The sequence below is a fragment of the Streptomyces sp. NPDC001536 genome (assembly GCF_042894505.1).
Classification (GTDB): domain Bacteria; phylum Actinomycetota; class Actinomycetes; order Streptomycetales; family Streptomycetaceae; genus Streptomyces.
Genome location: NZ_JBIAVQ010000002.1, coordinates 381,410 through 400,408, shown reverse-complemented (window position 1 = coordinate 400,408; position 18,999 = coordinate 381,410). Strand labels below are relative to the sequence as shown.

The 18,999-nt window shown below is 70.4% G+C and carries 17 protein-coding genes and 1 pseudogene; 5 read left to right on the top strand and 13 right to left on the bottom strand.

The genetic code is table 11. The features are described 5' to 3' along the window. The first annotated feature begins 216 nt into the window (after window positions 1-216). Together erm and mgt are read left to right on the top strand one after the other, a co-directional pair. Window positions 217-996, top strand: coding sequence for an ErmE/ErmH/ErmO/ErmR family 23S rRNA (adenine(2058)-N(6))-methyltransferase (erm, locus tag ACFY0U_RS06985; RefSeq protein WP_388631391.1), 780 nt, complete (start codon window positions 217-219; stop codon window positions 994-996). A gap of 25 nt (window positions 997-1,021) precedes the next feature. Continuing rightward, window positions 1,022-2,261 (top strand): annotated as a pseudogene (gene mgt / locus ACFY0U_RS06980) (macrolide-inactivating glycosyltransferase). 79 nt (window positions 2,262-2,340) lie between these two features. Here mgt and ACFY0U_RS06975 read toward each other — a convergent pair. After that, window positions 2,341-4,605, bottom strand: coding sequence for an MMPL family transporter (locus ACFY0U_RS06975; RefSeq protein ID WP_388631389.1), 2,265 nt, complete (start codon window positions 4,603-4,605; stop codon window positions 2,341-2,343). A gap of 218 nt (window positions 4,606-4,823) precedes the next feature. Here ACFY0U_RS06975 and ACFY0U_RS06970 point away from each other — a divergent pair, with 218 nt between their 5' ends. Next, entirely contained in the window at window positions 4,824-5,375 is a 552-nt protein-coding gene (locus ACFY0U_RS06970) for a DUF1697 domain-containing protein (protein WP_388631386.1), read from the top strand. Here the strand turns inward: ACFY0U_RS06970 and ACFY0U_RS06965 are convergent. Further along, complete coding sequence (locus ACFY0U_RS06965) at window positions 5,344-6,189, bottom strand: transglutaminase-like domain-containing protein (protein ID WP_388631384.1); 846 nt, start codon at window positions 6,187-6,189, stop codon at window positions 5,344-5,346. The two genes, ACFY0U_RS06970 and ACFY0U_RS06965, sit on opposite strands and share 32 nt — an antisense overlap. A 57-nt stretch (window positions 6,190-6,246) precedes the next feature. Here ACFY0U_RS06965 and ACFY0U_RS06960 point away from each other — a divergent pair, with 57 nt between their 5' ends. Further along, window positions 6,247-7,254, top strand: coding sequence for a ketopantoate reductase family protein (locus tag ACFY0U_RS06960; protein ID WP_388631381.1), 1,008 nt, complete (start codon window positions 6,247-6,249; stop codon window positions 7,252-7,254). Window positions 7,255-7,273: 19 nt separating this feature from the next. Here ACFY0U_RS06960 and ACFY0U_RS06955 read toward each other — a convergent pair whose 3' ends face one another. After that, the gene (locus tag ACFY0U_RS06955; protein WP_388631379.1) at window positions 7,274-8,557 is read right to left on the bottom strand and encodes an MFS transporter; all 1,284 of its coding nucleotides are present in this window, start codon (window positions 8,555-8,557) and stop codon (window positions 7,274-7,276) included. Between the two features lie 56 nt (window positions 8,558-8,613). On the opposite strand from ACFY0U_RS06955, the gene ACFY0U_RS06950 reads away from it, so the two are divergent. Next, window positions 8,614-9,597, top strand: coding sequence for a DUF5937 family protein (locus ACFY0U_RS06950; protein WP_388631376.1), 984 nt, complete (start codon window positions 8,614-8,616; stop codon window positions 9,595-9,597). A 95-nt stretch (window positions 9,598-9,692) separates the two neighbouring features. Here ACFY0U_RS06950 and ACFY0U_RS06945 read toward each other — a convergent pair whose 3' ends face one another. The 10 genes from ACFY0U_RS06945 to ACFY0U_RS06900 form a co-directional block, all read right to left on the bottom strand. Then, the gene (locus tag ACFY0U_RS06945; protein WP_388631373.1) at window positions 9,693-10,433 is read right to left on the bottom strand and encodes a sirohydrochlorin chelatase; all 741 of its coding nucleotides are present in this window, start codon (window positions 10,431-10,433) and stop codon (window positions 9,693-9,695) included. Window positions 10,434-10,439: 6 nt separating this feature from the next. Beyond that, a complete protein-coding gene (locus ACFY0U_RS06940) occupies window positions 10,440-11,324 on the bottom strand; it encodes an ABC transporter permease (protein WP_388631371.1) in 885 nt (294 codons plus the stop codon). Beyond that, window positions 11,311-12,096 (bottom strand): ABC transporter ATP-binding protein, encoded by a 786-nt coding sequence (locus ACFY0U_RS06935; RefSeq protein ID WP_388631368.1) that lies wholly within the window; start codon window positions 12,094-12,096, stop codon window positions 11,311-11,313. The genes ACFY0U_RS06940 and ACFY0U_RS06935 overlap by 14 nt, the downstream gene beginning before the upstream one ends. Window positions 12,097-12,134: 38 nt before the next feature. After that, window positions 12,135-13,247: an aliphatic sulfonate ABC transporter substrate-binding protein gene (locus ACFY0U_RS06930; protein ID WP_388631365.1), complete on the bottom strand. Its 1,113-nt coding sequence runs from the start codon at window positions 13,245-13,247 to the stop codon at window positions 12,135-12,137. A 231-nt stretch (window positions 13,248-13,478) separates the two neighbouring features. Then, window positions 13,479-14,807, bottom strand: a complete 1,329-nt coding sequence (locus ACFY0U_RS06925) for a sulfate adenylyltransferase subunit 1 (protein ID WP_388631362.1) — start codon at window positions 14,805-14,807, stop codon at window positions 13,479-13,481. A 2-nt stretch (window positions 14,808-14,809) separates the two neighbouring features. After that, a complete protein-coding gene (gene cysD, locus ACFY0U_RS06920; RefSeq protein ID WP_388631359.1) occupies window positions 14,810-15,748 on the bottom strand; it encodes a sulfate adenylyltransferase subunit CysD in 939 nt (312 codons plus the stop codon). Next, window positions 15,745-16,308 (bottom strand): adenylyl-sulfate kinase, encoded by a 564-nt coding sequence (gene cysC / locus ACFY0U_RS06915; protein ID WP_388631356.1) that lies wholly within the window; start codon window positions 16,306-16,308, stop codon window positions 15,745-15,747. Before cysC ends, cysD begins: the two co-directional genes overlap by 4 nt. Then, window positions 16,305-17,015: a phosphoadenylyl-sulfate reductase gene (locus tag ACFY0U_RS06910; RefSeq protein ID WP_388631353.1), complete on the bottom strand. Its 711-nt coding sequence runs from the start codon at window positions 17,013-17,015 to the stop codon at window positions 16,305-16,307. Before ACFY0U_RS06910 ends, cysC begins: the two co-directional genes overlap by 4 nt. Continuing rightward, window positions 17,012-17,191, bottom strand: coding sequence for a hypothetical protein (locus ACFY0U_RS06905; RefSeq protein ID WP_388631351.1), 180 nt, complete (start codon window positions 17,189-17,191; stop codon window positions 17,012-17,014). Before ACFY0U_RS06905 ends, ACFY0U_RS06910 begins: the two co-directional genes overlap by 4 nt. Beyond that, on the bottom strand, window positions 17,188-18,885 hold the full coding sequence (locus ACFY0U_RS06900) for a nitrite/sulfite reductase (protein WP_388631348.1): 1,698 nt from the start codon (window positions 18,883-18,885) through the stop codon (window positions 17,188-17,190). Before ACFY0U_RS06900 ends, ACFY0U_RS06905 begins: the two co-directional genes overlap by 4 nt. Between the last annotated feature and the right edge of the window lie 114 nt (window positions 18,886-18,999).

The window sequence follows — 18,999 nt, the reverse complement described above, 5'->3', positions numbered from 1 at the left end:
CCGTGGGAGCCTGCAACGCGATCAACATCTCCGGTCACGGCCGGGGCTGCACGTACTCCATCCGGATGCGTGGCGGCCTCGGTGCCCTGACCGGTCCGGGGAGCGACACTCTCTGACGCCTGCGCGCGTCCGAGCTCTTCCTTCTTCATCCCCCATGTCTTCCGGTCGGGGCCTTCGTCTGCCCGTTTCCGTCACGGAAGACAAGGACCACTGGCCATGGGCCGCCCCACCCGTGTTTCCCGCGCGCTCTCGCAGAACTTCCTCACCGACCGCGCCGCCACCGCCCGCCTCGCCGAACTCGCCGTACCACGCCATCAGCAGAACCCTCTGATGCTCGAAGTCGGCGCGGGCAAAGGCGCGCTGACCGAGCTGCTCGCCCCGCGCTGCCGGGACCTGCGCGCCTACGAGATCGACCCGCGACTCGTCCCCGCCCTCCGGGCCCGGTTCGCCCGCGCACCCCAGGTGCGGGTCGTGGCCGAGGACTTTCTCACCGCCCGCCCTCCCCGTACGCCCTTCTCCGTCGCCGGTAACGTGCCCTTCTCGCGCACCGCGGCCATCGTCGACTGGTGTCTGCGAGCGCCCGCCCTCACCGACGCCACCCTCCTCACCCAGCTCGAGTACGCCCGCAAACGCACCGGGGACTACGGGAGTTGGACCCGGCTGACGATCCTGACCTGGCCCCGCCACGAGTGGCGGCTCGCCGGACGGGTCGGCCGGGACAGCTTCCGGCCCGTGCCGCGGGTGGACGCCGGGATCGTACGGATCGAACGGCGGCGTACCGCGTTGCTCGTCGACGGCGCGTACGAGAGCTGGCGGCGGCTGGTGACGCTGGGGTTCTCGGGAGTCGGCGGCTCGCTGTACGCGTCGCTGCGCCGGGCGCACCCGAGACGGCGGGTCGACGCGGCGTTCCGCGCGGCACGCCTCGACACGAAGGCCCTGGTCGGAGAGGTGACTCCGGCCGCCTGGCTGAGGCTGCACGAGGTGCTGGCCCCGTGAGAATCCAGAACCCCGCCGAAACAAGTTGCACGAGACGTCTCGTCTCGTTTAATGTCGACGGCATGACCACTCCCGCACACATCGCCATGTTCTCCATCGCCGCCCACGGCCACGTGAACCCGAGCCTGGAAGTGATCCGGGAGCTCGTCGCGCGCGGCCACCGCGTCACCTACGCCATCCCGCCGGCCTTCGCGGAGAAGGTCGCCGAGACCGGCGCCGAGCCCAGGCTCTGGAACTCCACCCTGCCCGGCCCCGGCGCCGACCCGGAGGCGTGGGGCACCACGCTCCTCGACAATGTGGAGCCGTTCCTCGCCGACGCGATCCAGGCGCTGCCGCAGCTGATCGAGGCGTACGACGGGGACGAGCCGGATCTCGTCGTGCACGACATCACCTCGTACCCGGCCCGCGTCCTCGCCCACCGCTGGGGCGTGCCCGCCGTCTCGCTCTCGCCGAACCTCGTCGCCTGGGAGGGCTACGAGGAGGAGGTCGCCGAGCCGATGTGGGCGGAGCCGAAGAAGACCGAGCGCGGACAGGCCTACTACGCCCGTTTCCAGGCCTGGTTGGAGGAGAACGGGATCACCGAGCACCCCGACCCCTTCGTCGGGCGGCCCGCCCGGTCGATCGTCCTCATCCCCAAGGCGTTGCAACCGAACGCCGACCGCGTCGACGAGACCGTGCACAGCTTCGTCGGCGCCTGCCAGGGCGACCGCGGCGCGGAGGGCGACTGGCAGCGGCCCGCCGGCGCCGAGAAGGTGGCGCTCGTGTCGCTCGGGTCGTCCTTCACCAAGCAGCCCGGCTTCTACCGGGAGTGCCTGAAGGCCTTCGGTGACCTGCCGGGCTGGCATCTGGTGCTCCAGATCGGCAGGAGTGTGGACCCGGCCGAACTGGGCGACATCCCCGCAAACGTCGAAGTGCGCTCCTGGGTCCCGCAGTTGGCGATCCTGCGCCAGGCCGACCTGTTCGTCACCCACGCCGGCGCCGGCGGCAGCCAGGAGGGGTTGGCGACCGCCACGCCGATGATCGCCGTACCGCAGGCCGTGGACCAGTTCGGCAACGCCGACATGCTCCAGGCGCTCGGCGTCGCCCGGCACATCCCCACCGAGGAGGCCACGGCCGAGACCCTGAGGACCACCGCCCTGGCCCTCGTGGACGACCCCGAGGTGGCACGGAAGCTGAAGGGCATCCAGACCGAGATGGCCGGAGAAGGGGGTACGAAGCGGGCCGCCGACCTCATCGAGGCCGAACTGCCCGCACGCCAGGGATAGTTCGCCCGAGAGCCGCGGACATGGTGCAGGGCCCGTTGGCTCCCCTGTGGCCAACGGGCCCTGCGGTTCTCGGGCGGGATCAGACCGGGACGCGATCACCCTCGTCGTCCCGCGACGACTCCAGCACCGCCTCCGGCGCCTCGTCGTGCGTGAGGTCCGGCAGCCGGTTCAGCCACTTCGGCAGATACCAGTTGCGCTCACCGAGCAGTGCCATGACCGCCGGGAGCAGCACAGCCCGGATGATCGTCGCGTCGATGAGCACCGCCGCCGCCAGGCCCACACCCATCTGCTTCATGGACTGCATGGACAGGGTGCCGAAGATCCCGAACACGGCGACCATGATGACCGCGGCACTGGTGACGACACCGGCGGTGGTGACCACCCCGTGCTGGATCGCGTCCTTCGTCGTACGGCCCCGCAGCCGGGCCTCGCGGATCCGGGAGACCACGAACACGTGGTAGTCCATCGACAGGCCGAACAGGATCACGAAGAGGAACAGCGGCAGCCAGCTGATGATGGCGCCCACGCCCTCCGCGCCGACCAGACCCGCGCCCCAGCCGTGCTGGAAGACGGCGACGAGGATGCCGTACGCCGCACCCACCGACAGCAGGTTCAGCACGATCGAGGTGATCGCGATCGTCAGCGAGCGGAACGACAGCAGCATCAGCAGGAAGGCGAAGACCACGACGAACGCGAAGACCGGGACGACCGCGCCGGTCAGCTGGTCGTTGAAGTCGTTCGAACCGGCCACCTGCCCGGTGATCGGCGCCTCAAGGCCGTCCACCTTGCCGAGCGTGGCGGGCCGCACCTCGTCCCGCAGCTTCACCAGGCTCTCGCCCGCCTTGTCGAGATCGGAGCCGCCGACCAGCGGGACGTACACGAAGGCGAGGTTCTGCGCGTCGTGCAGCTTGATCTCCACCGGGCCGCGCGAGGCGCCCGAGGCGATCGCCTCCTGCTTGAAGGCGGCGAGCGCGTCGGTGACCTCCGGGGCGTTGATGTCGTCCGCCTTGACGATCACCTCGGCGGGCTCCGAGCCGCCGGGGAAGGCCTCGTTGACCCGGTCGTAGGTCTGCACGATCGGCAGCGAGTCGCCGAACTCCTGGTCCAGCGTGAGGTTCTGGGTCTTCATGCCGACCGCGGGTGCCGCGATCGCGAGCAGCACACCGGCCGCGACGACGACCGAGACCATGGGCCGCTTCAGCACGCCACCGAGGACGGTCGTCCAGAACCGACTCTCCCGGCTGGCGCGGCCACGGTTGCGGCGCAGCCGGCTCTCCGGGTGGAGGAAGGGGATCTTGCCCTTCTCGACCCGGTGGCCGAGGAGCGACAGCACCGCCGGCAGCACGGTCACCGAGCCGACCATGGCGACGGCCACGACGATCAGCGAGGCCAGGCCCATCGCCTCGAAGTCGGCGATCCCGGTGAACAGCATGCCCGCCATCGCCACACACACCGTGACACCGGAGACGATGATCGCGCGGCCACTGGTGGCGGCGGCGATCCGCAGGGCCGTCTGGGCGTCCCGGCCGGCCTCGCGCTCCTCACGCTCCCGGCGCAGATAGAACAGGCAGTAGTCGACGCCGACGGCCAGACCGACCAGCAGCATCACCGAGTTGGCGACATCGCCCATCGGCATCACATGGCTGACGATGCCCATCAGACCCATCGTCGCCATGATCGCGGTGATCGCCAGCAGCACCGGCACCAGGGCCGCCACCAGCGCGCCGAAGGCCACGAGCAGAATGCCGAGGGCCACCGGCAGGGCCGAGTACTCGGCCTTCTTGAAGTCGTCGCCGAACGCGTCGTCGAACGTCTTCTGCATGCTGGCGCTGCCGATCTCCTCGATCCGCACCGAGGAGTGTTCCTGCTGGACCTTCTCGACCGCGTTCAGCACCGGCTCGACCCGCTCGGCCGCGGTCTCCGCGTCGCCGCGCATGTCGAACTGCACCAGCGCGCTGCGGCCGTCCTTCGAGATCGTGTCGGCGGTGTACGGCGACTGGACGTCCGTGACCTTGCCGGTCGCTTCGACGGCCTTGACGACCGCGTCCACGGCGGCCCGGAAGTCGGCGTCCGTGGCCTTCAGACCGCTGTCCTTCGCCTGGACGAGGACCGTCTCACCGGCCGGCTCGTCGATGTCGGCGTCCTTGATGATCGTCGCGGCGGTGTGCGTCTCGCCCTTCAGGCCCTCGCTCTCGTCGACGTCGACCCGGCCCGCCGCCGAACCGAGTCCCATCGCCAGGACCACGAACAGCACCCAGATGCCGACCGCTGCCCAGCGATGCCGGGCGCTCCAGCCGCCGGCCCGGGCCGCGAGGCCCCGCACGCGTGTTTCTCCGTTCCCCATGACGGGCTTGCCCCCTTGAGTGCGATGGCGACCCCCTGCCGCCACCTTTCGTTTCGAAGGTATGGGGCGGATAAAGGCATCTCGTCGTGCTGCCCGGTGAGGTCCCGGTGAGCAGCTCCTTCTCTCGGACCAACGGCGCCTCCCCACTGGGGAGGAGGGTGACCCTTACATCTATCGGCGGTGCCGCGATGTCAGTAGGCCGTCCTAGGGTGGGGCGCATGACGACGACGTATGCGGCACTGCTGCGCGGGATCAACGTGGGCGGAGCCAAGAAGGTCCCGATGGCGGAGCTGCGCACACTGATGGAGGGGCTGGGTCACGACAGCGTGCGCACCTACCTCCAGAGCGGCCAGGCCGTCTTCACCGCCGACCACGGCGACGAGGAGTCCCTCGCAGCCGAGCTCGCCGGGACGATCGAGAAACACTTCGGCTTCTCCGTCGACGTGCTCGTCCGCGACCACGCCTACCTCGCCGCCATCGCCGACAACTGCCCCTACCCGGCGGCCGAGTTGGAGGCCAAGCAGCTCCACGTCACCTACTTCTCCGAACCGGTCGACACGGACCGCTTCGCCGCCATCGACCAACCCGCTTTCCTCCCGGAGGAGTTCAAGCTCGGCGACCGCGCCCTGTACCTCTACGCACCCAACGGCCTCGGCCGCTCCAAGCTGGCCGAGCAGCTCGCCAAGCCGCGCGTGAACAAGGGCCTGATCGCCACCACCCGCAACTGGAACACCGTCGTCAAGCTGGTGGAGATGACCGCCGCAGAGTGACCTGCCGTACGCCGCCGTAGGTGGTGTACGAGGTGATCGTGTCCGGCACGGTCGACATCCCGTCGGGCACCTCGCCCGCGGCGACCGAGTCCATCAGGGCGAGGTCCTCCGCGGTGAGGCTCGCGTCGTCCATGATCTGCCGGGGGCCCCAGCCGTCCCAGGGGAGCGGCTCCACTCCGTTCAGCGCGGCGAGATCCTGAAGCAACCGGGCCCGGACGAGCCACAGCCCCCTCAGCCCCGCGACGCTCCAGAACCCGAACGTCGCCGGATCGGCCGTCCCACCGCGGCAGGCCCGCCAGGCGTCCGCCGCCGGCAGGAAGCGGTCACGCGGCACGTCGAGAGGGTCGAAGGGGATGTCGTACGACGGATGCGCGACCTGCGGGTCGACGAGGCGCCAACTCCCCTCCGGCAGCCGGTACTCGGTGACCCAGTGGTCCTCGTGGAACCCCTCCACGAAGTACGTCGCGAAGCCGCCGCGGATCCGCGCGGGCGTCCCGGTCGCCCGCAGCAGGGAGCACAGCAGCAGCGAGAAGTCCCGGCACGTGCCCACGAACCGCTCCTGCGGCGCCCGCGCCTCGGTGAGCGGCGCGTCCCGGCGTGCGCGCAGGATCCGCAGGATCTCGGTGACGTACCGCGACTCGGCGTCCTCGTGCAGCCGTTCTGCCGGAACGGTGTACCCGAAGCGCGGTCCCTCCAGCCGATGGATGATCAGATCCCGTACCAGGAAGGCGAGTTCACCCGGATCGCGCGGCAGGCCGCCCAAGTCCAGGTCTCCCGGGTCGCTGTACGGCGTCTGGTGCAGATAGCTGTCCATGGGCGATGACACTCGGCCTTTACCCAAGGGCAAGGTCAAGCGTGCGAGGCTCGTCCCATGCGCTACATCATCATCGGAGCAGGGGCGGTCGGCGGCACGATCGGTGGGCGGCTCGCGGGGGCGGGGCACGAGGTCGTCCTGGTCGCGCGCGGCGCCCATCGTGCGGCGTTGGAGGACGGCGGGCTGCGGCTCAGGGTGCCGGAGGGGGAGTTGACGTACCGGCTGCCGGTCGTCGAGGGGCCCGCCGGGCTCGGCGAGCTGCGCGCCGACGACGTGCTCGTCCTCGCCGTGAAGACCCAGGACAGCGCGGCCGCCCTCCAGGCGTGGGGTCCGGCACCGGTCGCGGGCGGCGGCACGGCGGCCGAGCGGCTCCCGCTGTTCTGCGCCCAGAACGGGGTGGAGAGCCAGCGGCTCGCCCTGCGGGTCTTCCGGCACGTGTACGGCGTCTGCGTGTGGCTGCCCTGCACCTATATCGAACCGGGCGTCGTCAGCGCCGCCGGCAGCCCGCTCACCGGCATCCTCCACCTCGGCCGGTACCCGCACGGCACCGACGAGACCGCCCGGCTGGTCGCCGCCGACCTGGAGAAGTCGCACTTCGAGGCGCCGGTCACCCCGGACGTGGCGCGCTGGCAGTACGCCAAGCTGCTGGCCAACCTCGGCAACGCGCTGGAGGCCGTCACCGGGCCCGTGGAGAGCCCCGAGGCGGTGGCGCTCTTCGAACGGGTGAAGAGCGAGGGCGCGGCCGTCCTCGACGCGGCCGGTATCCCGTACGCGGGCGTAGAGGAGCAGAAGGCGGTGCGCGGCGACAAGGTCTTCCAGGTCCCCCTCCACGGCATGCCCCGCGGCGGCGGCTCCTCCTGGCAGTCCCTCACCCGCGCCACCGGCACCATCGAGGCCGACTACCTCAACGGCGAGATCGCCCTCCTCGGCCGCCTCCACGGCGTACCCACCCCGCTCAACGACCTGCTCCAGCGCCTCGCCAACACCTTCGCTCGGGAGCGCCGGGCGGCGGGGTCGATGCCGGTGGACGAGCTGGTGCGGCTGGCCGACGAGACGGAGCACTGAGGACCGGAACAGCGGTACGTCAGCTCTTGTCGCCGCGCCACTCGCCGTTGCGCCGCGCCCAGCGCACGGCGGGTGCCACCGCCAGCCCCGCGGCGGCGAACAGGACGCCGAGCACGGCCCAGCCCGCCGAACCGTGCTGGATCGCGGTCACCGTGACCAGCGCGGGGCCGGCCATCATGCCCGCCGACATGCCCGCCCCGAACACCCCCTGGTACACGCCGTGCGCACGGGAGTCGGCGAGCTCGTAGCCGAGCGTCCAGCCACCCGCCGCCGACAGCACCTCGGCGAAGACCTGCACCACCGCGCCGACGCTCAGCGCGAGCACCGCCCACACCGGGGAGAGGCCCGCGGACAGCGCGTACACCGCGCACGCCGCCGCGAGCAGCAGACCCGAGAAGCCCATCGCCCGTACCGCGCTGGGGACTTGGGCGGCGCTCCGGGCCACCCGCACCTGGAGCAGGGCCACCAGCACACAGTTGAGGATCATCAGCAGGGCCGCCGTCCAGCGCGGTGCCTCGGTCCGCTCGACGATCCACAGCGGCAACCCGACCTCGCTGAGCGTGTACTGCGCGACCAGGATCGCGTTCAGCACGGTCACCGCGAGGAAGGGCAGGTCACGCACCGCCCGCCAGCGGTCGGCGGCCGGAGCGTCGGGCGCGTGGGCCGTCCGCGCCAGGGCGTGCGGCGCCAGCGGCAGCCGGGGGAGCAGCAGGGCGGGGCCCGCGAACGACAGGGCGTTGACCACGATCACCGTCATATAGGCGCCGCGGGTGTCGAGTTGGAGGGCGATCGCGCCGAACACGCCGCCCACGCCCATGAAGACGTTCGTCACCATCCGCAGATAGGCCCGCGCCTCCACCCGGGTCGCCGCGGGCAGCACATCGGCGTAGATCGCGCCCTGCACCCCGCGGCTCGCCATCTGGAGCCCCGTCGCGCAGACCACCGCGACGAGGAACCCGACGTACGACTGCACCAGGACGTACGCGGCCGTCGCCACCCCCGTCCCGGCCCACAGCCACGCCCCCACCTGCCGGGCACCCCACCGGTCCGCGGCCCGCCCCGCCGGCACCCCGGCCGCCACACCGACCAGGCCCGCGCCCGTCATCCCGAGCCCCACCGAGGTCGCGTCGAGGCCGACGACACGGGTGAAGTACAGGACGCCGAGCGGGAAGTAGAGGCCGTTGCCGAGGGAGTTGACGGCGGTGAGCAGGGCTGCGCGGCGCAGCGTCGGGTCGGTGGGGAGCCGGGAGGGACGCAGCTCCTGGTCGGCGGAGGCCGGCACGGCGGCGGGTGTCGTGGTCATGCGGACATCCCACCCGGCGGCCGGGGCGCGCCGACAATGATTTAGCGTGGCGCTCAATGATCGAGTTCCGCTTCGCCGTCGGCGACCTCGCCACCACCTCCTTCGCGTACTCCCCGCTCCAGGAGGCGGTGTTCTCGCTGCGCTGTCTGCACGACCCGGCCCGCTTTCCGCACCACCGGCCGTGGCTGCGCCGTATGCGCCCCCGCCTCGAAGCCCTCGATCACGAACTCCTCACCGCCCTCACCACCCCCTGGCTGTGGGTACCGGACTTCCTCACCCCGCGCCCCGACCGGGCCCGCCCCGCCTTCGCCGACGAACTGGACCGGATCCGCCGTACCCCCTCGGACGTCCTGGAGACCGACTTCCGTGCCGCCTACCGGACCGAGGACGCGCTGCCGCCCATCGTCGCCCGGGGGCTCGCCGAACCCGAGGCCTTCCGCACCCGGATCGCGGACGCACTCGCCGCCTACTGGCACACCTGCCTGGTCGCCGACTGGTGGCCCCGCGTGCAGAGCATCCTGGAGGCCGATCTGGCCCACTACGGGCGGGTGTTGGCGGAGCACGGGGCCGGCGCGATGTTCGAGGACCTCGACCGGCGGCTCTCCTGGACCGACGGCCGACTGACGCTGTCCACCCAGGACTTCATGCAGCAGGCCCCGTGGGGCGACACCAGCATCGCCGGGCGCGGCCTGGTACTGCTCCCGACGATGTTCGCCCGAGGCGCCCAGCCCCTGATCGACCCCGACCGCCCACCCACGCTGGTCTACCCGGCCCGAGGCCGAGCCACCCTCTCCGAGGAACCACCCCCGGTCACGGACGACGCCTTGGCACGCCTGCTGGGCCGCCCGAGAGCCAGACTCCTGTTGCTTCTGGCGGAACCCGCCTCGACGACGGAGCTGGCCCATCGCCTGAACGTCACTCCGGGCGCGGTGAGTCAGCATCTGGCGGTGCTGTACGACGCGGGACTGCTGAGCAAGACGCGCAGCGGGAGGGTCGTACGGTATGCGCGAACGCGGCTCGGAGACGACCTGTGCCGTTGAAGGGGCCTGGAGGACACCTACCCAGGGGCGCGGGGCTGTATCGATTTGCGGCTCCGCCGCGTGGGCGCGACCAGCCCCCACCGGCCCGCAGCCGACTACGCGCCGACGACCGCCAGTGTCGGAACCCGCGCCTCGTCGTACCGCTCCAACAACACCCGCGCCACCTCCGGCGACGGCCCGAGCACATCGGCAAGCACATCCGCCTCGGCCGCGCCCCGCGCGATCCGGTCCGGCAGGAAGCCGGGAGCGAGGACGTACGGCGCGACGGCGACCCTTTCGCAGCCCAGGGAACGAAGCTCCCGCACCGCATCCCCCGTACGGGGCAACGCGGCGGAGGCGAACGCAGGCCGCACGGCACACCAACCGGTGCGCCGCCACTCCCGCGCGATTTCTGCGATCACTGCGATCGCCTCCGGGTCCGTGGACCCCGCCGAGGCCAGTACGACCCCGGTCGAGGACTTGTCGGCGGGCGTCAACCCCGCCTCGTACAACCGCCGTTCGAGAGCCGACAGCAGGAGCGGAGACGGACCCAGCACCTCCGCCTGACGGATCCGCAGCTGCGGCGGCGCGTCCCTGAGGACCGCCGGGATGTCCGCCTTCGCGTGGAACGCGCGCGTGAGCAGCAGCGGCAGGGCGACCACGTCACGGACGCCCTCCGCCGCGAGCGACTCCAACACCCCCTGGACCGAGGGGATGTTGAAGTCCAGGAAGCCGGTCTCCACCCGTACGTCGGGGCGCAGGGAGCGCACCCGGCGGACGAGGGCGTGCACCGTCGCGGCGTGCCGTGGATCACGGCTGCCGTGAGCGATGACGAGGAGAACCGGCTTCTTGTACATGTGACCTCAGCTCTTCACCAGCAGACCGCGGCTGCGCAGCACCCGCCGCTCCAGCGGGCTGAAGACCAGCAGGTCGACGGCGATACCGACGAACAGGATCAGGAAGATGGCCTCGAAGATCATCGGCATGGAGCTGGCGTTGCGGCCGTTCTCCAGCAGCGCACCCAGACCGATACCCAGGTCGGGCGAGGAGGCGATGATCTCCGCCGCCATCAGCGAGCGCCAGGAGAACGCCCAGCCCTGCTTCAGACCCGCCAGATAGCCCGGCAGCGAGGCCGGCAGGACGATGTGCCAGGCACCCTTCCAGCCGGTGGCGCCCATCGTGCGGCCGGCCCGCAGGAACAGCGGAGGCACCTGGTCGATGCCGGAGACGAGACCGTTGGCGATGGACGGGACCGCGCCGAGCAGGATCACCGCGTACATCATCGAGTTGTTCAGACCCAGCCACAGCACGGCCGGCGGCACCCACGCCACCGACGGCAGCGACTGGAGGCCCGACAGGATCGGTCCGATGGCCGCGCGCACGAACTTGACCCGGGCCACGATCAGACCCAGCGGGGTACCGATCGCCAGCGCCAGCAGGAAGCCGAGCAGACCGCGCTCGACGCTGGTCCAGATGTAGCCGAGAAGCTTGCCCTCCAGCCACGCGTCCTTGAACTCGGTCGCCACATCGCCGGGCGAGGGCAGCTTGGTCGGGTCGGTGACGATGTCGAAGGAGATCAGCGCCTGCCAGATCACCAGGACCACGGCGGTCGCGACGAGCGGCGGAAAGATCTTCTCGCGGAAGGTCTGCCGAAACGGTGGCCGACCGGTGACCTGGGTGTCCAGCGCGTCGAGGCCCGCCTCTACGCTCCCGGTGTCCTGGACCGGTGTCGTGTCAGTGCTGGCCATGTCGGCGGATCTCCCCACGCAGTACATCGGTGATCTCAAGGGACAGTTCGGCCACGGGCGCGTCCTCGATGCGGCGCGGCTGCGGGATGCCGACCGTCCACTCGCGCGCGATCCGGCCCGGGCGCGACGACAGCAGGATCACGCGCTGCGCGAGCCGCACCGCCTCGCGCACGTTGTGCGTGACGAACAGGACGGAGACCCCGGTCTCCTGCCAGATGCGGGTGAGCTCGTCGTGCAACACGTCCCGCGTGATGGCGTCGAGCGCCGAGAACGGCTCGTCCATCAGCAGCAGGTTGCTCTCCTGGGCGAGCGCCCGGGCCAGCGCCGCACGCTGGCGCATACCACCTGACAGCTCGTGCACCCGCTTGCCGTGCGCTCCCGTCAGCCGCACGAGTTCGAGCAGCGACTCGGCCTTCTCGCGCCGCTCGCTCTTCGGAACTCCCCTGAGCTTCAGGGCGAGTTCGATGTTCTTGCCCGCCGTCAGCCACGGCAGCAGAGCGTGTTCCTGGAACATCAGGGCAGGACGCCCGTCGGTCTTGATGCTGCCCGCGCTGGGGTCGTCGAGACCGGCGACCAGGTTGAGCAGTGTGGACTTGCCACAGCCCGAGGCCCCCAGGAGGGTGACGAACTCGCCCGGCGCGACATCGAGGGTGATGTCGTCGAGGACGAGCTGCTGCCCGGCGGGCCCGGCGAAGGACTTCGAGACGTGCTCGATGCGGGCGGCGTACTCGACTGACTCGGCCGGTTCGGCCTTGGCGATCGTGGTGGCCATGGTCGTCACCTCCTGGGGACTCTCGGGATCAGGGGTTGCTACGCGCCGAGACCGGCGTCGTCGACCGCGCTCTCACCCTCGGCCTTGAGGACCTTGTTGAGGATCGTCAGGTCGTAGATGCCCTTCAGCAGCGGGTCCTCCAGCAGACCGGCCTTGACCGCGTGCTCCGCCTCGGTGTTGAGGGTGGAGGCCAGCGGGTCGTTGGTGAACTGGATGGACTTCCACGCCGGGTCCAGGACGTCCGCGGGGAGCGCCTTGCCGGAGTCCGCCTCCAGCTGCTTGTTCGCCGCGGCCTTGGCCTCGTCCGGGTTGGCGTTGATCCACTTGTTGGCCTCGACCGACGCCTTCAGGACCGCCTCGACGGCCTTCGGGTGCTCCTTGAGGAAGTCCTGCCGAACGATGATGTTCGTGATCACGAACTCCTTGTTCGGCCACAGGTCGGCCTCGTCGAGCAGCACCTTCGCGCCCTCGGCGACCAGCTTGGACGCGGTCGGCTCCGGCACCCAGGCGCCGTCGATGGAGCCGGACTTGTAGGCGTCCGGGGTGACCTTGTTGTCGGTGCGGACGACCGAGACATCGCCCTTGCCGCTCTCCGCGTCGACCTTCCAGCCCTGGTCCGCGATCCAGTTGAGGAACGCCACGTCCTGGGTGTTGCCCAACTGCGGGGTGGCGATCTTCTTGCCCTTGACGTCCTTCAGGGACTTGATCTTGTCCGGGTTGACCACGAGCTTCACACCGCCGGACGCCGAACCGCCGATGATGCGCAGGTTGGTGCCCTTGGACTTGGTGTAGCCGTTGATCGCCGGGGACGGGCCGATCCAGCCGATGTCGATGGAGCCCGAGTTGAGGGCCTCGATCTCGGAGGGACCGGCGTTGAACACCTGGTACTTCGCTTCCGTGGCGCCCAGCGCCTTCTGGAAGTAGCCCTGCTGGTTGCCGACCAGCGCGGTGGCGTGGGTCAGGTTCCCGAAGTAGCCGATCTTGACGGAGTCGAGCCCGTCGATCTTCTCGGCCCCGGCGGCGACCTTCGCCTTGGAGCTGTCGTCGTCCTTGGAGTCCGACCCGTACCCGCAGGCGCCGAGCGCCAGCAGCGGAAGAGCGGCGACCACGGCTACGCCGCGGCGAAGGAAGGTTGAGCGGTTGACAGGCACGGGAGGTGTTCCTCTCGGAGGCCCGGCGGTCACGGTCTCTCAGGTCGTGGCCGGGAGGTCGGCAGGTCTTCGTCGCTTCCGGGACGTCGGGTGGGGGGACAGGGCGCGCAGGCAGTGCGCGTACGTCATCGCGCACATCGCGCGACTCCGCCCTGTCCGCTGCCGAGGTCACCGCTTCCGACGCGGCCGCCCTCCTTCGCGAACGTGGAGAAGTAGTCGGTGGAGTTCATGTCAGAAGTCCCACCCGTCGTCCTCGGCCGCGTCCTTGACGGGCTCCGGGGACGCGAACGACTCGCCGACCATGCCCGCGGTGAGCGTGGTGCCGTCGTTCGGGTCGATGAGGATGAACGAGCCGGTGCGCCGGGAGTCGGCGTAGGAGTCCACCGGCAGCGGCTCCGCGGTGCGGACCTTCACGCGGCCGATGTCGTTGGCGACGAGCTGTCCCGGGTGCGGGTGCAGGGACAGGTCGTCGAGCGTGAGACGGGAGGGGATGTCCTTGACGATCGCCTTCACCGTGCGGGTGCCGTGCTTGAGCAGCACCCGGTGACCCACCGTCAGCGGCGCGTCGGCCACGTGGCAGACGGTTGCCTCGATGTCCTGGGTGGTCGGCGGGGCGTCCTTGCTGGGCACGATCAGGTCGCCGCGCGAGATGTCGATGTCGTCCTCCAGCAGGACCGTCACCGACTGGGTCGTCCAGGCGACGTCGACCGGCTCGCCCAGCAGGTCGATGCCGGCGATCCGCGAACCGCGGCCCGAGGGCAGCACGGTCACGGCCTCGCCGACCCGGAACGAACCGGCGGCGATCTGGCCGGCGTAGCCCCGGTAGTCCGGGTGCTCGGCGGTCTGCGGACGGATCACGAACTGCACGGGAAGACGCGCGTGGCAGTGGCTGAGGTCGTGGGTGACCGGGACCGTCTCCAGGTGCTCCAGAACGGTCGGGCCGCCGTACCAGTCCATGTTCGCGGACGGCTCCACCACGTTGTCACCGGCGAGCGCCGAGATCGGGATCGCGGTGACCTCCGGGACGCCCAGTTCGAGCGCGTACGCCGTGAACTCCTCGGCGATCGCGGCGAACACGGACTCCTGGTAGTCGACCAGGTCCATCTTGTTCACCGCGAGGACCACGTGCGGCACCCGCAGCAGCGCCGCGAGCGCGGCGTGCCGGCGGGTCTGCTCGACGACCCCGTTGCGGGCGTCGATCAGGATCACCGTCAGCTCGGCCGTGGAGGCACCCGTCACCATGTTGCGGGTGTACTGCACATGCCCCGGGGTGTCCGCGAGGATGAACCGGCGCTTGGCGGTGGCGAAGTAGCGGTACGCCACGTCGATGGTGATGCCCTGCTCCCGCTCGGCCCGCAGACCGTCGGTGAGCAGCGCGAGGTCGGGACCTTCCTGCCCGCGCGCGGTCGAGGCGCGCTCCACGGCCTCCAGCTGGTCGGTGAGGACCGACTTGGAGTCGTGCAGCAGCCGGCCCACCAGCGTGGACTTGCCGTCGTCGACGGAGCCGGCGGTGGCGAACCGCAGGAGCGTGGTCTCGGAGAGTTCCGTGGTCGTGCTCATGCTTAGAAGTACCCCTCGCGCTTACGGTCTTCCATCGCGGCCTCGGACATCTTGTCGTCGGCGCGGGTCGCGCCCCGCTCGGTGAGCCGGGAGGCGGCGATCTCGACGATGACGTCGTCCAGCGTCACCGCGTCCGAGTCGACGGCACCGGTGCAGGACATGTCACCGACGGTCCGGTAGCGCACGAGGCGCTTCTCGACGCTCTCGCCGTCCTTGGGGCCGCCCCACTCGCCGGCGGTCAGCCACATGCCGGCCCGCTGGAAGACCTCACGCTCGTGCGCGAAGTAGATCTCCGGCAGCTCGATGCCCTCGCGGGCGATGTACTGCCAGACGTCCAGCTCGGTCCAGTTGGACAGCGGGAAGACACGGACGTGCTCGCCGGGGGCGTGCCGGCCGTTGTACAGGTTCCACAGTTCGGGGCGCTGGCGGCGCGGGTCCCACTGCGAGAACTCGTCCCGCAGGGAGAACACGCGCTCCTTGGCCCGCGCCTTCTCCTCGTCGCGCCGGCCACCGCCGAAGACCGCGTCGAACTTCTCCGCCTGGATCTTCTCCGTCAGCGGCAGCGTCTGGAGCGGGTTGCGGGTCCCGTCCGGACGCTCCTTGAGGACACCGCGGTCGATGTAGTCCTGCACGGAGGCGACATGCAGCCGCAGCCCGTGCTTGGCGACCGTACGGTCCCGGTACTCGAGGACCTCGGGGAAGTTGTGCCCCGTGTCGACGTGCAGCAGCGAGAACGGAATGGCGGCCGGCGCGAAGGCCTTCAGCGCCAGATGCAGCATGACGATGGAGTCCTTGCCGCCGGAGAAGAGGATCACCGGCCGCTCGAACTCGCCCGCCACCTCGCGGAAGATGTGGACCGCCTCGGATTCGAGGGCGTCCAGGTGGGAGAGGGCGTACGGAGCGTCCGTGCCCTCCTCCACCGCCGCAACGGTCGTCGTCATGCCAGTCCCCTCTCGGTGAGCAGCGCGTGCACAGCCGCCGCGGACTCCTGGACGGTCTGGTCCTGCGACTCGATCCGCAGGTCGGGCGAGTCGGGCTCCTCGTACGGGTCGTCGACGCCGGTCAGCCCGATCAGCTCGCCCGCGGCCTGCTTGGCGTACAGACCCTTCACATCGCGTACGGAGCACACCTCGACCGGAGTCGCGACGTGGATCTCCAGGTACGGCGCCCCGCCCTCCTGGTGGCGCTTGCGCACGGCCTCACGGCTGTCCGCGTAGGGCGCGATCACCGGGACGAGCGCCTTGACGCCGTTGCGGGCGAGCAGTTCGGCGAGGAAGCCGATGCGCTGCACGTTCGTGTGCCGGTCCTCGCGGCTGAAGCCGAGGCCCGCCGAGATGAACTCGCGGATCTCGTCGCCGTCGAGCACCTCGACGAGGTGGCCCTCCTCGCGCAGCCGGCCGGCCAGCTCGTACGCGATGGTGGTCTTGCCGGCACTCGGCAGACCCGTGAGCCAGACGGTGGCTCCGGTCGTCACGTGCAACTCCTTCTCGGTGATGGTCATTCGTGCAGCCCGCACTCGGTCTTCCCGCGGCCCGCCCAGCGCCCGGCGCGCGCGTCCTCGCCCTCCAGGACCCGGCGGGTGCAGGGGGCGCAGCCGACGGAGGCGTAGCCGTCCATCAGCAACGGGTTGGTGAGGACGCCGTGTTCGGCGACGTAGGCGTCCACGTCGTCCTGGGTCCAGCGGGCGATCGGGGAGATCTTGACCTTCTGGCGCTTCTCGTCCCAGCCGACCACCGGGGTGTTCGCCCGGGTCGGGGACTCGTCGCGGCGCAGCCCGGTCGCCCAGGCCAGGTAGTCCTTCAGGCCCCGCTCCAGCGGCTCGACCTTGCGCATCTTGCAGCACAGGTCGGGGTCGCGGTCGTGCAGCTTCGGGCCGAACTCGGCGTCCTGTTCGGCGACCGTCCGCGTCGGCGACAGCGTGATGACGTTGACGTCCATCACGGCCTCGACGGCGTCGCGGGTGCCGATGGTCTCCTCGAAGTGGTAGCCGGTGTCGAGGAAGACGACGTCCACGCCCTTGCGGACCCGGGACGCCAGATGGGAGACGACCGCGTCCTCCATCGAGGAGGTCACGCAGAAGCGTGCCCCGAAGGTGTCGACGGCCCACTGGAGGATCTCCAGCGCGGAGGCGTCCTCCAGGTCACGGCCCGCCTGCTCGGCGAGCGCCTTGAGATCGTCGGTCGTACGTTCTTCCTGAACGGCGGTCATATCTGTTCTCCCCCTGCTTCGGGCTGCTGAAGACCCCGGGCGAGAAGCCCGAGGAACTTCAACTGGAAAGCGCGGTTGCACGCCGCGCATTCCCACGCGCCGTGGCCCTGCTCGGACGGACGCAGGTCCTCGTCTCCGCAGTAGGGGCAGTAGAAGGGGGCGGCCCGCTCGCTCATGAGAGGGCCTCCTCGGACGCCCGCGAGGCCCAGGCGGCGAACCGCTCGCCCTCCTCGCGCTCCTCCTGGAAGCGCTTCAGGACCCGCTCGACGTAGTCGGGGAGTTCGTCGGAAGTGACCTTCAGACCACGGACCTTGCGGCCGAAACCGGCCTCCAGACCGAGGGCGCCGCCCAGGTGCACCTGGTAGCCCTCGACCTGCTCGCCCTTGTCGTTGAGCACGAGCTGGCCCTTGAGACCGATGTCCGCCACCTGGATACGGGCGCAGGCGTTCGGGCAGCCGTTGATGTTGATGGTGAGCGGCTCGTCGAACTCCGGGATCCGGCGCTCCAGTTCGTCGATCAGCGAGGAGCCGCGCTGCTTGGTCTCGACGATGGCGAGCTTGCAGTACTCGATACCGGTGCAGGCCATGGTGCCGCGCCGGAACGGGGACGGCTTGGCGGTCAGGTCCAGCGCCTCCAGGGCCTCGACCAGCGGCTCGACCTGCGCCTCCTCGACATCGAGGACGATCATCTTCTGCTCGACGGTGGTGCGCAGCCGGCCCGAGCCGTGCGCCTCGGCCACCTCGGCGATCTTCGTCAGCGTGGCGCCGTCGACGCGGCCGACGCGCGGGGCGAAGCCCACGTAGTAGCGGCCGTCCTTCTGCCGGTGCACACCGACGTGGTCGCGCCAGCGGCCCGTGGGCTCGGCGGGTGCGGGACCGTCGACCAGCTTGCGCTTCAGGTAGTCGTCCTCCAGGACCTGGCGGAACTTCTCCGCGCCCCAGTCGGCGACGAGGAACTTCAGACGGGCACGGGTCCGCAGCCGGCGGTAGCCCCAGTCACGGAAGATGCCGATCACTCCGGCCCAGACGTCCGGGACCTCCTCCAGCGGCACCCAGGCGCCGAGCCGGACACCGAGCTTCGGGTTGGTGGACAGGCCGCCGCCCACCCACACGTCGAAGCCGGGGCCGTGCTCGGGGTGCTCGACACCGACGAAGGCCACGTCGTTGATCTCGTGGACGACATCGAGGAGCGGGGAGCCGGAGATCGCCGTCTTGAACTTGCGCGGCAGGTTGGAGAACTCCTTGCTGCCGATGTAGCGCTCGTGGATCTCGTCGATGGCCCAGGTGCCGTCGATGATCTCGTCCTCGGCGATACCGGCGACCGGCGAGCCGATGACGACACGCGGGCAGTCGCCGCAGGCCTCGGTCGTGGACAGACCGACCGCTTCGAGCCGGTTCCAGATCTCCGGGACGTCCTCGATGCGGATCCAGTGCAGCTGGATGTTCTGCCGGTCGGTGATGTCCGCGCTGCCGCGCGCGAACTCCTGCGAGATCTCGCCGATCACGCGCAGCTGCTGGGTGGTGAGGCGTCCGCCGTCGATCCGCACCCGCAGCATGAAGTACTTGTCGTCCAGCTCCTCCGGCTCCAGGATCGCGGTCTTGCCGCCGTCGATCCCGGGCTTGCGCTGGGTGTAGAGGCCCCACCAGCGCATCCGGCCGCGCAGGTCGTTGGGGTCGATCGAGTCGAAGCCCCGCTTGGAGTAGATCGTCTCAATGCGTGTCCGCACATTGAGACCGTCGTCGTCCTTCTTGAACTGCTCGTTGCCGTTCAGCGGGGTGTGGTGTCCCGCGGCCCACTGACCCTCACCGCGGTGACGGCTCACCTTGCGGCGCGGAGTCGTGGCGGCAGGGTTCTGCGGGGTGGCGGCCATGGTTATTCGTCCTTCGGGACAGACGGGAAAGCGGCTCTGACCTGCGCGTACGGGCGCATACGTGTATGTGCGCACCATTGCGCGGGAATGAGACCAATGCGGGAGATGTCGGGC